Annotated in this window: 12 protein-coding genes; 5 read left to right on the forward strand and 7 right to left on the reverse strand. The window is 63.3% G+C overall.

Annotated features, from left to right (window positions below; genetic code table 11):
* Positions 1 to 120: 120 nt before the first annotated feature.
* Entirely contained in the window at positions 121 to 1,266 is a 1,146-nt protein-coding gene (locus tag AMC88_RS11120; protein WP_170965717.1) for a citrate synthase, read from the reverse strand.
* A gap of 83 nt (positions 1,267 to 1,349) precedes the next feature.
* Here AMC88_RS11120 and AMC88_RS11125 point away from each other — a divergent pair, with 83 nt between their 5' ends.
* Positions 1,350 to 2,438 carry a citrate synthase/methylcitrate synthase gene (locus tag AMC88_RS11125; RefSeq protein ID WP_064822064.1) on the forward strand — a complete coding sequence of 363 codons (1,089 nt, stop codon included), beginning with the start codon at positions 1,350 to 1,352 and terminating at the stop codon, positions 2,436 to 2,438.
* A 70-nt stretch (positions 2,439 to 2,508) separates the two neighbouring features.
* Here the strand turns inward: AMC88_RS11125 and AMC88_RS11130 are convergent, their stop codons facing one another.
* The 4 genes from AMC88_RS11130 to AMC88_RS11145 all read right to left on the reverse strand — a co-directional run bounded on the left by AMC88_RS11130 (position 2,509) and on the right by AMC88_RS11145 (position 6,720).
* Complete coding sequence (locus AMC88_RS11130; RefSeq protein ID WP_004673124.1) at positions 2,509 to 4,137, reverse strand: CTP synthase; 1,629 nt, start codon at positions 4,135 to 4,137, stop codon at positions 2,509 to 2,511.
* Between the two features lie 142 nt (positions 4,138 to 4,279).
* Positions 4,280 to 4,804 (reverse strand): preprotein translocase subunit SecG, encoded by a 525-nt coding sequence (gene secG / locus AMC88_RS11135; protein WP_012483887.1) that lies wholly within the window; start codon positions 4,802 to 4,804, stop codon positions 4,280 to 4,282.
* Between the two features lie 119 nt (positions 4,805 to 4,923).
* On the reverse strand, positions 4,924 to 5,694 hold the full coding sequence (tpiA, locus tag AMC88_RS11140) for a triose-phosphate isomerase (RefSeq protein WP_012483888.1): 771 nt from the start codon (positions 5,692 to 5,694) through the stop codon (positions 4,924 to 4,926).
* Between the two features lie 126 nt (positions 5,695 to 5,820).
* A complete protein-coding gene (locus AMC88_RS11145; RefSeq protein WP_012483889.1) occupies positions 5,821 to 6,720 on the reverse strand; it encodes a phospholipase in 900 nt (299 codons plus the stop codon).
* A 208-nt stretch (positions 6,721 to 6,928) separates the two neighbouring features.
* Here AMC88_RS11145 and parE point away from each other — a divergent pair, with 208 nt between their 5' ends.
* The 3 genes from parE (at position 6,929) to AMC88_RS11160 (ending at position 11,662) form a co-directional block, all read left to right on the forward strand.
* Entirely contained in the window at positions 6,929 to 9,010 is a 2,082-nt protein-coding gene (gene parE / locus AMC88_RS11150; RefSeq protein WP_012483890.1) for a DNA topoisomerase IV subunit B, read from the forward strand.
* A 194-nt stretch (positions 9,011 to 9,204) separates the two neighbouring features.
* Positions 9,205 to 10,341: an esterase-like activity of phytase family protein gene (locus AMC88_RS11155; RefSeq protein ID WP_041683644.1), complete on the forward strand. Its 1,137-nt coding sequence runs from the start codon at positions 9,205 to 9,207 to the stop codon at positions 10,339 to 10,341.
* 118 nt (positions 10,342 to 10,459) lie between these two features.
* The gene (locus AMC88_RS11160; protein ID WP_016733119.1) at positions 10,460 to 11,662 is read left to right on the forward strand and encodes an AI-2E family transporter; all 1,203 of its coding nucleotides are present in this window, start codon (positions 10,460 to 10,462) and stop codon (positions 11,660 to 11,662) included.
* A gap of 12 nt (positions 11,663 to 11,674) precedes the next feature.
* On the opposite strand, the gene AMC88_RS11165 is transcribed toward AMC88_RS11160, so the two are convergent.
* Entirely contained in the window at positions 11,675 to 12,133 is a 459-nt protein-coding gene (locus tag AMC88_RS11165) for a GNAT family N-acetyltransferase (protein ID WP_012483893.1), read from the reverse strand.
* Positions 12,134 to 12,261: 128 nt separating this feature from the next.
* Here AMC88_RS11165 and AMC88_RS11170 point away from each other — a divergent pair, with 128 nt between their 5' ends.
* Positions 12,262 to 12,678, forward strand: coding sequence for a hypothetical protein (locus AMC88_RS11170; protein ID WP_012483894.1), 417 nt, complete (start codon positions 12,262 to 12,264; stop codon positions 12,676 to 12,678).
* Between the two features lie 96 nt (positions 12,679 to 12,774).
* Here AMC88_RS11170 and AMC88_RS11175 read toward each other — a convergent pair whose 3' ends face one another.
* Positions 12,775 to 13,920, reverse strand: a complete 1,146-nt coding sequence (locus AMC88_RS11175; RefSeq protein WP_041683645.1) for a DUF2336 domain-containing protein — start codon at positions 13,918 to 13,920, stop codon at positions 12,775 to 12,777.
* Between the last annotated feature and the right edge of the window lie 93 nt (positions 13,921 to 14,013).

The raw sequence follows: 14,013 nt of genomic DNA on the forward strand, positions 1-14,013 counted from the left end.
CGTACGGAACAGCTTCTGCGAAAGCGCCCGCCAACCGTCTTCTTCCATATCAGGCATGATAGCCGAATTCCGATATTTCCCTAGACGAAAAAGCAGATGGGTGAGACTGCCGGCGAATTCTCAGGCACCGCTTTTCATCTGCGGCGCCGGTCCGGCATAACGCGCGCGCGGCCGGATCAACGCTCCGCTCTCGATCTGCTCCATCGCATGCGCCAGCCAACCGGTGGAACGGGCAAGCGAAAAAATAATGATCGGCGCCTCTCGCGGCAGATCGAAGGCGGCGGCCATGGCGGCCAGCGTGAAATCGACATTGACCTTCTCGCCGACCATCTCCTCACCCGTTTCCCGAAGTTCGGCAAATTGCGGCGGCAGGGAAAAGTGCGAAAGCAGCGCCAAAGCCCTGATATCGCCATCGGGGTAGAGCGGATGGCCGAAGGCCGAAAGGTGATTTCCCTGGACAAGCGAGCGGCGGATCGCCTGCTCCGCGCCGAGCGCCGAAGAGGACTCGATCAGGGCGTCGACGCCTTGCCAGGCGGCGCCGTGCAGCGGCCCCGTCAGCGTCGCGAGACCCGAGAGCACGGCAGCCGACAAGGCGGCACCCGCCGAGGCGGTGACCCGCGCCGCAAAGGCCGAGGCGTTGAGTTCGTGATCGGCAAGCAATACCAGCGCCCGGCGCAGACAATCGGCGGCATCCGGCCGTTCCCAGCTTGCCGCCAGCCGCAGATGCAGCGGCTGGTCCGCCGGCCCCGGCGCCAGCGCATCGGCGATGGTCGAGAGCACGCCGCGCGCCTCGCGCCGCAGCGCTGCTTGCGATCGGCCGAGCGATGGCAGATCCGCCGTCACCCGATCTGCCAGCGCCAGGAACGCAGCGTGAAGCGACGGCGGGGCATTTCCGGAGCCTGTACCCGAGAACAGTGTTTCCGCGCCGTTCCAGAGCAGCGCCGCCGTCTGCTCCAGCGTCGCCGCCTCGGCGAACTCGGCGGCATCCCGTCCGCGATAGAAAAGCCGTCCCGCGATGATGGTGGAAATCGCCGAGGAAAGAACCGGGTCGCCCCAGCGGATCGACTCGGCGGCAACCGTTTCGGCCTTGCGGCGGCCGGCATGGCGTTCGGCCAGTCGCTGCACGTCGGCCGCCTGGTAAAGGCTGCGGCGCGGATCGGCGGGATCGGGCTTGGCGCGGATGCGCCCGCGGCTGACATTGGCGTAGAGCGTCTGCGGCTTGGTCTTCAGCGCCTGCAGCGCCTCCTCGGCGGTCAGCCACGGCATCGGAGCCTCATATTGATCAATTGCATCAAGATTGACGTCAATGAGACTAGGTCGGATCATCCTTGTCGTAAAGGAGAAACAATATGAAAAACGGCTTGGAAGACGTCATCGCCGCCGAAACGCAGCTCTCGGATGTCGATGGCGAAGCGGGGCGGCTGATCATCCGCGGCGTATCGCTGGATCATCTCGTCGCGGGCGGGACCTATGAGGGCGTTGCCGCCCTCTTGCTCGATGGCCTGATGGAGCGGAGCTTCGATCAAGCGGAATTGCGCGGCTGGCTGGCGCAAGCGCGAACGAAAGTCTTCGTCCATATCGAGGCCGCCGACGCCGCCCTGCTCGCACTGCCGCCGGTCGATGCGATGCGGGCGCTGATCGCCCGGTTGCCCGATGGCGACGATTTCGACACGGCGTTCGCCCTTCTGGCAGCGCCCGCAGTCTTCCTGCCCGCGATTCTCAGGCTGCAGCGCGACCAAAAACCGATCGCGCCCGACGTAGCACTGTCGCAGGCGGCCGATATCCTGCGCATGCTGACCGGAAAATTGCCGAGCAAAGAGCAGGTCGCGGCGCTCGATACCTATCTCGTGACGATCTCAGACCACGGCCTCAACGCCTCGACCTTCGCATCGCGAGTCATCGCCTCGACACAGGCCGGCCTTACCTCTTCCGTGCTGGCGGCGCTGAGCGCGCTGAAAGGACCGCTGCATGGCGGCGCGCCCGGACCTGTCCTCGACATGCTGGATGCCGTGGGAACGGCGGAGAATGCTGGCCGTTGGCTTGGCGAAGCGCTTGATCGCGGCGAAAGGCTGATGGGCTTCGGCCACCGCATCTACCGCGTGCGCGATCCGCGCGCCGATGCGCTGAAAGGCGCGCTGAAGCCGCTGATCGCGTCGGGACAGGTGGACAGCGCCCGCGGCTCGCTCGCCGAAGCCGTGGAGGACGCTGCATTGGCAATCCTGAAGGCGCGCAAGCCGGATCGGCCGCTCGACGTCAATGTCGAATTCTATACTGCGCTGCTGCTCGAAGCGCTCGGCTTCCCGCGGCAAGCCTTTACCGGCGTGTTCGCAATCGGCCGCACGGTCGGTTGGCTGGCGCATGCGCGCGAACAGGCGCTCGACGGGCGGCTGATTCGCCCGCGTTCGGTCTATATCGGGCCGTTGCCGGCGGCTGCATGAAGGCTGATCCGGCAGGATCTCCGGATCCAATCCAGATCGCGCGTTACCGCGCGATCTGGTGCCGCGCTCGTCAGACGAGACGGCTCTGTTCCGTTGCTGCTTCGATGAAGCTCGCAAACAGCGGATGCGGGTCGAGCGGGCGGCTCTTCAATTCGGGATGATACTGCACGCCGATGAACCAGGGGTGATCGGGATATTCGATCGTCTCCGGCAGAACGCCATCCGGCGACATCCCGGAGAAAACGAGGCCGCAGCTCTCGAGCCGGTCCTTGTAGTCGATATTGACCTCGTAGCGGTGGCGATGACGTTCGGAAATATCGGTCGAACCGTAGATTTCCGAGATCTTCGTGCCCTTCTTCAGCGCGGCCTTGTAGGCGCCGAGCCGCATCGTGCCGCCGAGATCGCCGGCCGCGGTGCGCTTCTGCAACTCGTTGCCCTTGACCCATTCGGTCATCAGGCCGACCACCGGCTCTTTCGCAGGGCCGAACTCGGTCGATGAAGCATCCGGCACGTCGGCGAGATTACGCGCCGCCTCGATAACGGCCATCTGCATGCCGAAGCAGATGCCGAAATACGGCACCTTGCGCTCGCGAGCAAAACGCGCCGCATGGATCTTGCCTTCGGAGCCACGCTCGCCGAAGCCGCCCGGCACGAGGATGCCATGCACCTTTTCCAGATAGGGTGCCGGATCTTCCTTCTCGAAGACCTCAGACTCGATCCATTCGAGCTTGACCTTGACGCGATTGGCGATGCCGCCATGATGCAGCGCCTCGATCAACGATTTATAGGCATCCTTGAGGCCGGTATATTTGCCGACGATCGCAATCGTCACTTCGCCTTCCGGCGTGCGGATGCGATTGCAGACCTCTTCCCACTGGTCGAGGCGCGGCTTCGGCGCCGGCTCGATGCCGAAGGCGGCGAGCACTTCGTCGTCGAGGCCTTCCTTATGGTAGGCCATCGGGACGTCATAGATATTGGCGACATCGAGCGCCTGAATGACGGCGGACGGGCGAACATTGCAGAACAGCGAGAGTTTGCGGCGCTCGGCTTCCGGAATTTCGCGATCGGCGCGCACCAGCAGGATATCGGGATGAATGCCGAGCGCCTGCAGTTCCTTCACGGAGTGCTGGGTCGGCTTGGTCTTCAGTTCGCCGGCCGCCGGAATATAGGGCATCAGCGTCAGATGGACATAGACGGCGGTGCCGCGCGGCAGGTCGTTGCCAAGCTGGCGGATCGCCTCCATGAACGGCATCGCCTCGATGTCGCCGACCGTGCCGCCGATCTCGCAGATGACGAAATCGTAGTCCTTATTGCCCTCGGTGACGAAATCCTTGATCTCGTTGGTGACGTGCGGGATGACCTGGACCGTCGCGCCGAGATAGTCGCCGCGCCGTTCCTTGTCGATGATGTTCTTGTAGATGCGGCCGGTGGTGATGTTGTCAGTCTTGGTTGCCGAACGCCCGGTGAAGCGCTCGTAGTGACCGAGATCGAGATCGGTTTCCGCGCCGTCGTCGGTGACGAAGACCTCGCCATGCTGGGTCGGGCTCATCGTGCCCGGATCCACGTTCAGATAGGGATCGAGCTTGCGAAGCCGGACCCGATAACCACGAGCCTGCAGCAAGGCTCCGAGAGCCGCGGCCGCGATTCCTTTTCCGAGAGAGGAAACCACGCCGCCAGTGATGAATACGTATCGCGCCATGGGATTCACCGGATACCTTTTCGAAAACGATTCCACCAGCCCAAAAATTCTTTTCCAGAACTTTCGAAGCCTGACGCGGAATTTGAACAAAAGAAAACCGGCAGACCCGAGGGCCTGCCGGCGGTTTATGTCGAAGACCGGTTTACTGTCCCGTCGGGACGCCGGAGGGCTGAGCCGGCGCCGGCGCGGCCGGAGCTGCTGGCGTTGCCGGGGCAGTCGTTGCCGGAGCGGTTGCTGCCGGCGCATCCGTTGAAGGCGCGCTGGCCGCCGGGGCCTGGGCTGCCGGAGTTTGTGCGGCCGGAGCGGGCGCGGCGGCGCCGCTGCTCGGAACCCCGTTGCCGACCGGCTGGTTGGCCGGAGCCTGTGCGCCGCCGCCGAGCGAATCGAGAATGCCGTTGCCCTGGCCGCTCGTGGCCGGGATGCGGTTGAGGATGTCGCTTGGACGGCCCTCGTAACGCGTCAGTATGCCGAGGCCGAGCGACGTCAGAAAGAACAGCGTGGCAAGGATCGCGGTCGTCCGCGTCAGCGCATTGGCCGTGCCACGGGCCGACATGAAGCCCGAACCGCCGCCGATGCCGAGGCCGCCGCCTTCTGAGCGCTGAATGAGCACGACGCCGACGAGGGCGAGCACGATCATGAGATGGATGACAATCAATACTGTCTGCATGGGTCCAGTCCTGCCCGTCTGGAGACGGACAAAGTTAAGAATTCTGGCGGCTCTTTACATGAGGCTCTCGCCTATTCCAAGCCCTTCGGCCAGGAATAAACCAAGCAATGAACAATGCCTCAGGCGAGCAGCGCCTCGTAGGCCCGGTAGATGGCGAGGAAGTCGGCGGCTTTCAAGCTCGCGCCGCCGATCAGCGCGCCGTCGACATTGGCAATGCCCATCAGTTCGCCGGCATTGGCCGGTTTGACCGATCCGCCATAGAGAAGGCGCATCTTGCGGCCCTCTTCGCCGAAGCGCGCCGCCATTTCGGCGCGCATGAAGGCATGCGCCTTTTCCACGTCGCCCGATGTCGGCGTGACCCCGGTACCGATCGCCCAGATCGGCTCATAGGCGATGACAGTGTTTTCGGCGGTTGCGCCATCGGGAACGGAGGCCGAAAGCTGGCGCTTGATGATGTCGAGCGCCTGACCGGCGCGGCGTTCGTCCGCCGTCTCGCCGATGCAGATGATCGCCGTCAGCCCGGCGGCAAAGGCAGCCTCCGCCTTGGCGCGCACCAGATGGTCCGTTTCGGCGTGGTCGGTACGGCGTTCGGAATGGCCGACGATCACATAGGTGCCGAAACTGTCGGCGATCATTTCGGCCGAGATGTCGCCGGTATGCGCCCCGGACGCCTTCTGATGGCAGTCCTGCGCGCCGATCGAAAGCGGGCTGTCGGTGCAAAGCGCGGTCGCCACATAGAGTAGCGTCGCCGGCGGGCAGATCAGCGCCTCGACCTTATCGGCGAGCGGCGGGCGAACACCTTCGGCGATCGCCTTAATCTGATCCAGAGAGGCACGCGTGCCGTTCATTTTCCAATTTCCCGCCACGAGCGGGCGCACGTCAGGTGTCATGCCGGCCTTCCCTAAATCTGCTTATGCCTGCGGCCATATCAAAAGCTTGCGGCAAAGAAAAGCTTCATGCCCTTGACGTAAGGGGAATCTCGGCGATCCCAGGCAAATTTTGCCGAAAATCTGCCACTAAGTCGCAAGAATCCAGTTCAACACCCTGCGCCAGTCGACCATCCGGATCGGCGTTCCATGATTGCCGGTCTGAAACAGCGTGAAGCGCGCCGGATATTTCGCATTGTGCAGTTTTTCGAACAGTGCCTGCTGGTCGCTGGCGGCATAGACCGGATCACGGCTGCCATGCGCGAACCAGAGCGGCAGCTTCGCCTTGTAGAAGGCGCTTCTGGTGAAATCGGGATCGGTGACGCCGCTCATGATCAGCATGCCCTTCAGCCGCTGGACGCTGGCCTCATCGCGGGCAATGCCCCAGCAGACCTGGCTTCCCATCGAGGCGCAGGACAGGATGACCGGCCGGCCGGGCGATTGGGCGCTGGCATAGCGGATGAGGCCGGCAATGGCGGCAACGCCGTTGCTGTCGAAGCTCTTGACCGTCGGCGAATAGTAGACGCCGCCATTGCCGGCGGCGAGGTTCTTCAGCCGGTTGAAATTGCCGCCGAAGCTATAGTCATTGGCCCCGAGCCGGCGGTCACCATCGCGGCCATGGATGAAGATCACCGTGAAAGCGGCATTTTGCGCCGGTCCCACCCTGGTGACATCGAGGCTGATGCCGTCGAGGGAGAGCGTTTCATCCACCTGGGCCTTGCGGATGCCGAGCGCCACATATTTCTGCTGCACCCGCTTTTGCGGCACCTGGTCGCGGCCGTTGATATCGCGCATCTCGTCGTAATCGACGACCTCGAAAGCACCGTCGTCGCCCGTCTGCAGAACGGTCTGCTTGGAGAACAGTTCGTCCTTGAAGGGTGCCAACGCGCCGGCCGCCTGCGCCGGTCCGCCCGATGACAGCATGGCCGCGGATAGGAAAAACGCCGCAATTGCGGATATAACGGTGCAATCACTTGTGGACATTCGCATGCGGATGGTTTCCTGAAGCCTGCCGCCGCTTGCCATTCCGCGCCCGGCAACGCAAATCATGTGTCAAACTCCGCCCAAATTGGCGGTGTCGCGTATAGAGGTGCTTTCTGGCAGAATCTGCCTGATTCGCAAACCTGACATGAAATGCGGTGATTTTGGGTCGGCGGCGGATGCAAGCCCAAGACAGGATGAAGATCTGAACGGCTCCATGGACGATAGTAACGACCTCTTTTCCGGAATGCCCCTCTCTGAAAAACGCGAGGAGGCGCAGAAGCCTGCGGCTGCGGCCGAACGGCCAGCGCCGGCCGCCGCGACGGCGCCCGCCGCCTCTGCGCGCCCGGCGCCCGCCGGATCGAATTCGGACGATTACGGCGCCTCGTCGATCCGCGTCCTCGAGGGTCTCGAACCGGTGCGCATGCGCCCGGGCATGTATATCGGCGGCACCGACGAAAAGGCGCTGCATCACCTCTTTGCCGAAGTCATCGACAATGCGATGGACGAGGCGGTCGCCGGACATGCCAATTTCATCGAAGTGCATCTCGATTTGCAGGGTTATCTCACCGTCACCGATAACGGCCGCGGCATTCCCGTCGAGAACCATCCGCAGGTTCCCGGCAAATCGACGCTCGAAGTCATCATGACCAAGCTGCATGCGGGCGGCAAATTCGACGGCAAGGCCTACGAGACATCGGGCGGTCTGCACGGCGTCGGCGTCTCGGTCGTCAACGCGCTGTCCGACTTCCTCGAGGTCGAGGTGGCGCGCAACCGCAAGCTCTATCGCCAGCGCTTCTCCCGCGGTCTGCCGCAAGGCGGGCTCGAGGAATTGGGCGACGTCCACAATCGCCGCGGCACCCGCGTGCGCTTCCATCCCGACGCCCAGATCTTCGGCGAGCATATGAAGTTCGACGCCGCCCGCGTCTTTCGCATGGCGCGCTCAAAGGCCTATTTGTTCGGCGGCGTCGAGATTCGCTGGAGCTGCGACGCCGGCGTTCTGCCGGAAGGCTCGGAGGTGCCCGACAAGGCGGTCTTCCACTTCCCCGGCGGCCTGAAGGACTATCTCCAGGCGACGATGGGCAAGGAGTTCACCGTCACCCGCGAAATCTTTGCCGGCAAGACCGAGAAAGCCAGCGGCCACGGCTCGATGGAATGGGCGATCACCTGGTATGGCGGCGACCCGCAGGTGCATTCCTATTGCAACACCATCCCGACCCCCGAAGGCGGCACGCATGAGGCCGGCCTGCGCATCGCGCTGACCAAGGGGCTGAAAGCCTATGCCGAGCTGACGCAGAACAAGCGGGCCGCGCAGATCACCACCGACGACGTGATGATCTCGGCCGTCGGCATGCTGTCGGTCTTCATCCGCGAGCCGGAATTCGTCGGCCAGACCAAGGACAAGCTGGCGACCGTTGAGGCCCAGCGCATCGTCGAGAACGCGCTGCGCGACCCCTTCGATCACTATCTCGCCGACAATCCGAACGAGGCGGCCAAGCTGCTCGATTGGGTGATCGAGCGCGCCGAGGAGCGTCTGCGCCGCCGCAAGGAAAAGGAAGTCAACCGCAAGACCGCAGTGCGCAAGCTGCGCCTGCCCGGCAAGCTCGCCGACTGCTCGCAGAATACCGCCGAAGGCGCCGAACTTTTCATCGTCGAAGGTGACTCGGCAGGTGGTTCGGCCAAGCAGGCGCGCAACCGCGCCAACCAGGCGATCCTGCCGCTGCGCGGCAAGATCCTTAACGTCGCCAGCGCCGGCCGCGAGAAATTCGGCGCCAATCAGCAGCTCGCCGATCTCATCCAGGCGCTCGGTTGCGGCACCCGCGCGAAGTATCGTCAGGAAGATCTGCGCTACGAGCGCATTATCGTCATGACCGATGCCGACGTCGACGGCGCCCATATCGCCTCGCTGCTCATCACCTTCTTTTATCAGGAGATGCCGGAGCTGGTGCGCGGCGGTCACCTCTTCCTCGCCGTTCCGCCGCTCTACAAGATCACGCAGGGGGCGAAATCCGCCTATGCTCGCGACGACAATCATCGCGCCGAACTGATGCAGACGGAATTCAAGGGCAAGGCCAAGGTCGAGATCAGCCGCTTCAAAGGCCTCGGCGAAATGATGCCCGCCCAGCTCAAGGAAACCACCATGGACCCGTCCAAGCGCACCCTGCTCCGGGTGCTGATCGACGAGGTGGATTTCGAAGGCACACGCAGCGCCGTCGACGATCTGATGGGCACCAAGCCCGAGGCCCGCTTCCGCTTCATCCAGGAGCGCGCCGCCTTCGCCGAGAACCTCGATATTTAAGCAGGCCTGGAGCGCGCCGAACCTCCGACAGAACCGCTCGGCGCGCCCTTTTAGCATCGCGATTTCACGGAACTGACTAAGAACCGTAACAGCTCCGTCAAACAACCGGCGCATGAAGCGGTCGGCGCGTTCCCTCCTCGGGGCGGAACGCCTGCGCCCGTTCGAACCTTTTCAACCTTTGCCGGATGTTTGCCATGACCAAGCGTTTTCTCGCGACTGCCGCTTTCGTTCTCCTGTCCAGCACCGTCACTGCTAGCGCCACCGATATCGGCGCCACCTTCGAGACCGCCTGCCCCTTCGGCGATTGCGCCGCCGGCATTTCGCTCTCCTATCTCGGTGAATTCGTCATCGCGACCGGCCAGATGGAAAACGGCGTCGAATTCGGCGGCGTTTCCGGCCTCGATTTTGATGCCACCACCGGCCACTATATCGCCATCAGCGACGATCGCTCGGACAAGGCCCCGGCCCGCTTCTATGAACTCGACGTCGATGTCGACGCGTCCGGCCTCAAGGGTGTTTCCATCGTCAAGCACGTAACGCTGAAGGACAAGAACGGCGAGCCCTTCGCTGCCAAGACCGTCGATCCGGAATCGATCCGTTTCGGCAAGGACGGCATCTATTGGGGCAGCGAGGGCGACGCCAAGGTGCTGTTGCCGCCCTTCATCCGCGTCACCGCGCCGGAGGGGTCGTTCCTGCGCGAATTCAAGCGCCCGGAAGGTTTTGCGCCGACCCTCGACAAGTCCACCGGCATCCGCGACAACCTCGCCTTCGAGGATCTCGCCGTCGCACCCTCGGGCGACGTTTTCGTCGGCGTCGAAGCCGCCCTCAACCAGGACGGCCCGAAGCCATCGCTGACCACGGGCAGCCTGTCACGCATCATCCGTTATGACGGCGCAACCGGCGAGCCGAAGGCGCAGTACGTCTACCCGGTCTCGCCGATTCCACAGGCCACCGCCAAGGCCGACGGCGGCAATGACAACGGCATGTCGGAAATGCTCGCTCTCGACGATCATCGCCTGCTCGCCGTCGAGCGAAGCTATGCCGAAGGCGTCGGCAATAACATCAAGATCATGATGATGGATCTCGCCGACGCGACCGACATATCGGCCATCGCCTCGCTCGCCAAGAACGACCAGCGTGTCGTCCCGGTTCGCAAGTGCCACATCCTCGATCTCAGAGCCATCGGTCTTATCCCCGACAATATCGAGGCCATGTCGCTGTGCAAGGCCAAGGATGGAACCGACGTCCTCATTCTCGGCTCGGACAACAATTTCTCAGCCGCGCAGAAGACGCAATTCTACGCCTTCAAGATTTTGCGTCGTCCGCAATAGTAAGACATCGGCGCTGATGGCTGAATAGCGACGCTTTGTATACGCTTTCGCGGCGCGCACCTTGAAACCGCCGGGTTCATAGCCCATAACCAGAAGACAAGAATAAGAAGAGGCGCGCGTGGGTGTGTTTGACCGTCAGAGAAGCAATCATGAACCGCGATGGCTGGGCTCGTCGGCGCCGACACGCACGCCGCTGATCCCCTCCATCTCCGCGGCGCGCTGGCTGCTAGTGCTGATCGTCGCCGCCGGCGTCTATTTCTTCTACGGCTTCCTTGTGCCGGTGCTGGCCGCTCTCGTTATCGGCTTCGCCAGTTGGCCGCTTTACCGCAAGCTTCTTGCGCGTGTCGGCGGCAATACGACGATCGCTGCGACCATCGCCATCATCATGATCGTCACCTTTCTGGTCATTCCGATCGGATTTGCGGCCACCTACACGACGGGCGAAGTGCGCACCTGGCTCGCCTGGGCAATCCACGCCAACCGTTCAGGCGCCTCGACACCCGGCTGGATCGCCGCCTTGCCGTTTGCCGGCCCCTATCTCGATGAGCTTTGGACAAAATATATCGGCAGCCCGGGCGCGCTCGGCGAGCTCATCCAGGCGGTCAGCGGCGCCCACATCGGCAATATCTACCGTGCCGTCCTGGCGGCCGGCGGTGGCGCCTTCCATCTTCTGCTGACGCTGCTCTTCATGCTGATCGCGCTGTTCTTCGTCTATCGCGACGGCTTTTCCTTCTCCAAGCAGCTCGACATGCTCGGCGAGCGCATCCTGCCGAACCGCTGGGAACGCATTTCCCGGGTCGTGCCGGCGACAATCAGCTCCACCGTCATGGGTATGACGCTGATTGCGATCGGCGAGGGCATCGTACTCGGCCTTGCCTATTGGATCGCCGGCGTGCCGTCGCCGGTGACGCTCGGCGTGCTGACGGGCGTGATGGCCCTGATACCAGGCGGTGCGCCGCTCTCGTTCACGCTGGTCTCGATCTATCTCCTGGCGAGCGGCTCGCATGTCGCCGGCGTCGGCCTCTTCGTCTGGGGCACGGTCGAGCTCTTCATCGTCGACAAGACACTGCGGCCGAAGCTCGTCGGCGGTCCGATCAAGCTGCCCTTCCTGCCGACCTTCTTCGGCCTTGTCGGCGGCGTCAAGACGATGGGCTTCCTCGGCCTCTTCATCGGCCCGGTGCTGATGGCGCTGATCGTCGCCATCTGGCGCGAATGGATCCACGAGGCCCGCAACGCCGAGACTGGCGAGCGGGGGCCGCAGATCGTCATCGACGAACAGGCCCCACCGTCGAAGCCGATCTCCCGCGTCGCCGAAGGCTGAACTGGGCTGTCGCTATCCCAGCCGTTTTTCCATGAACAGGCTGAGCGGGTCCGGCAGATAGGCGCCGAAGGCCTCGATCTCCCGATATCCATATTTGCGATAGAGAGCGATCGCTTCGGGCTGGTAGATGCCGGTCTCGAGCCGGATCGCCGTCAGCCGCTTTTGTCCTGCGACCGCCTCCAGCGCGTTCATCAGGCCGCTGGCGATCCTCAGTCCCCTCGCCTGCGGGTCGACGAACATGCGCTTGATCTCCGCCGTTCCGTCGCCGGCCTCCACCAATGCGCAGCATCCGACGATTGCGCCAAGGTTGCGCGCGACGAAGAAACTCACGGACGGTTTTTCCAGGAGAGAAAGGTCCACCAGGTGATTGCTCTCGGCCGGATAGAGCGATTGCGCATAGGCATCGGAAAGATCGAGAAGGCGGATGATGCCCTCTTGCCGCGGCGGCTCCTGGGCAATGGTGACGGACATGCTGGCTCCCGATGCTGGCGACACGCAATTTTTCCCCGACATGACGCAGAGTTAATGCTCTTGCCTTCATTCGGTTGGAATTGCGCCGTCTAAGGCGTTGTCAGGTTCAATAGCCAAGGAAGCAGAATATGCAAGCGGTGCTCATCGCGATGACCATTCTCGGTTGCGACGATTCCGTCAGCCAGTGCAGCTATGTCGCGACCGTCGACAAGCGTTGGGAAACGGTTGCCGCCTGCGATGCTGAGGCCGAGCGCCGGCTGAAGGCCTATGCCAATGTCAGCTATCCCTCGGTGATCGCAGTCTGCGAGGCGCCGAAAGCGGTCGCCGCCGCCGAACCGCCGAAGCCGGCGCCCGTGCCGGCCTCGATTCCTGCGCCCGAGCCTGTCGAAGAACCCGTGGGAAAACTGGCGAGCTTCGCTGAAAATATCGCCGGCCAGGTCCGCGCACACCTTCCCTCGGGCCAGGACGTCAAGGAAACGCTCTCCAAACCGGTGCACTTCGTATCCGCCAGCTATTCCTGGGTGGTGACACGGATAGCCGATTGAAGCATGTCGAGCAAAAGTGTGCGGTTTTCGGCAACGACATGCGTGAAAACTAAGAGCTAAAGCGCAAGGAGCGAATCTGAAAGATCGCGATGCGCTTTAGGCCGCGGCAAGCGCGGCATAGACGCGCGCTGATTGCCGCTGTTCGGCGACGTGCAGCTTCTCCACCATGTCGAGCAGTTCGCCGACCGCGCCATGTGCGCCGTCGTGACGGCGGAATTTTTCGAGAAGTCGACCACAGACCGTGCCGAGCACGCTGCCGGGCGCCTTGCGGGCCGCCTCGCGCCACAGAAGAGTCGCCTCAACGAAGATCACGCTGATATCCCTCGGCAGACCGGCGGATTCATAGAGCGCGCGCACTGCATGCATGCGCCCCGTCGCCAGGATCGCACGCACGCGGCGCTCACCGCAACCGGTCAGATCGACGATCGCTCCGGCGAAGAAGTCCACCCTGCCCGAGCAGAGGGCATGCATCAGGAAGGACGGCGTCAGGCGGCCGTTGAGGCGCAAATGTTCGACGAGGTCGGGTATCTCCCGCGGCGCTATATCGCCGGCGATCGATACGATCGCCGCTTCCGTCGCCTCGCGGCTGATCCGCTGCAGCCGCTGCAGCCCAATCGCCGCTTGGGCGAGCGGCAGACCGATCAGCGCATTGCTGACATGCTGGGTGAGCAGCTGGCGGGCGTCGGCCGGAAGATCACTGCGTTCGAGAAGCAGATTGCGGATATCGCAGCAGCCACCGAGCCGTTCGGCGATGCGCTTCAGCGAAAGGCTGGAAATGACAGCGCCCTCATTCTCGAGCAGGCAGAGCAGTTCCTCTTCATCGCCGACCTCGGCAAGGGCGGCCGACACCGGCCGCGTCACGCGCGCCCTCGCAGCGATCAGCATCCGGGTTGCGCCATTGCCGCGCGCGGCGAGATCGACGAGATCAGCATCGGTCAGAAGCGGCGAACAGGTTACGGCGTGGCAGGCGATCTCAGGCTGATCTGCGGCAAGCGAGAGGACCAGGCTGCGCGGCGCGTCGGGCGACCAGGCGACCGCCTCGGCAAGTGCAAGCCGCACGCGCGGCGACGGATCGTCTAGCAGGAAGGTCATCGCCATCTCGGCCGCCGCCCGCTCCTCCGCGCTCATCCGGGATTGCAGATAGGCTCGACCGAGTGCGTTCGCGGCCCGGGCCCGATCGCCGGTCTTGGCCGTTTCAATCCAACGAAGGAAAGCTTCTACGATCACGCGACGCCCCAGCACTTGAACGCGATTCCCTCGCGTTCCTTTCATTGCTGCGACCGTAGCGGCAAAAGGTTTAAGATTCGTTCACCATATTTCTTAAGCCTTTGTATG

Origin of the sequence: Rhizobium phaseoli, from assembly GCF_001664385.1 — a bacterium.
Taxonomy (GTDB): Bacteria; Pseudomonadota; Alphaproteobacteria; order Rhizobiales; family Rhizobiaceae; genus Rhizobium; species Rhizobium phaseoli.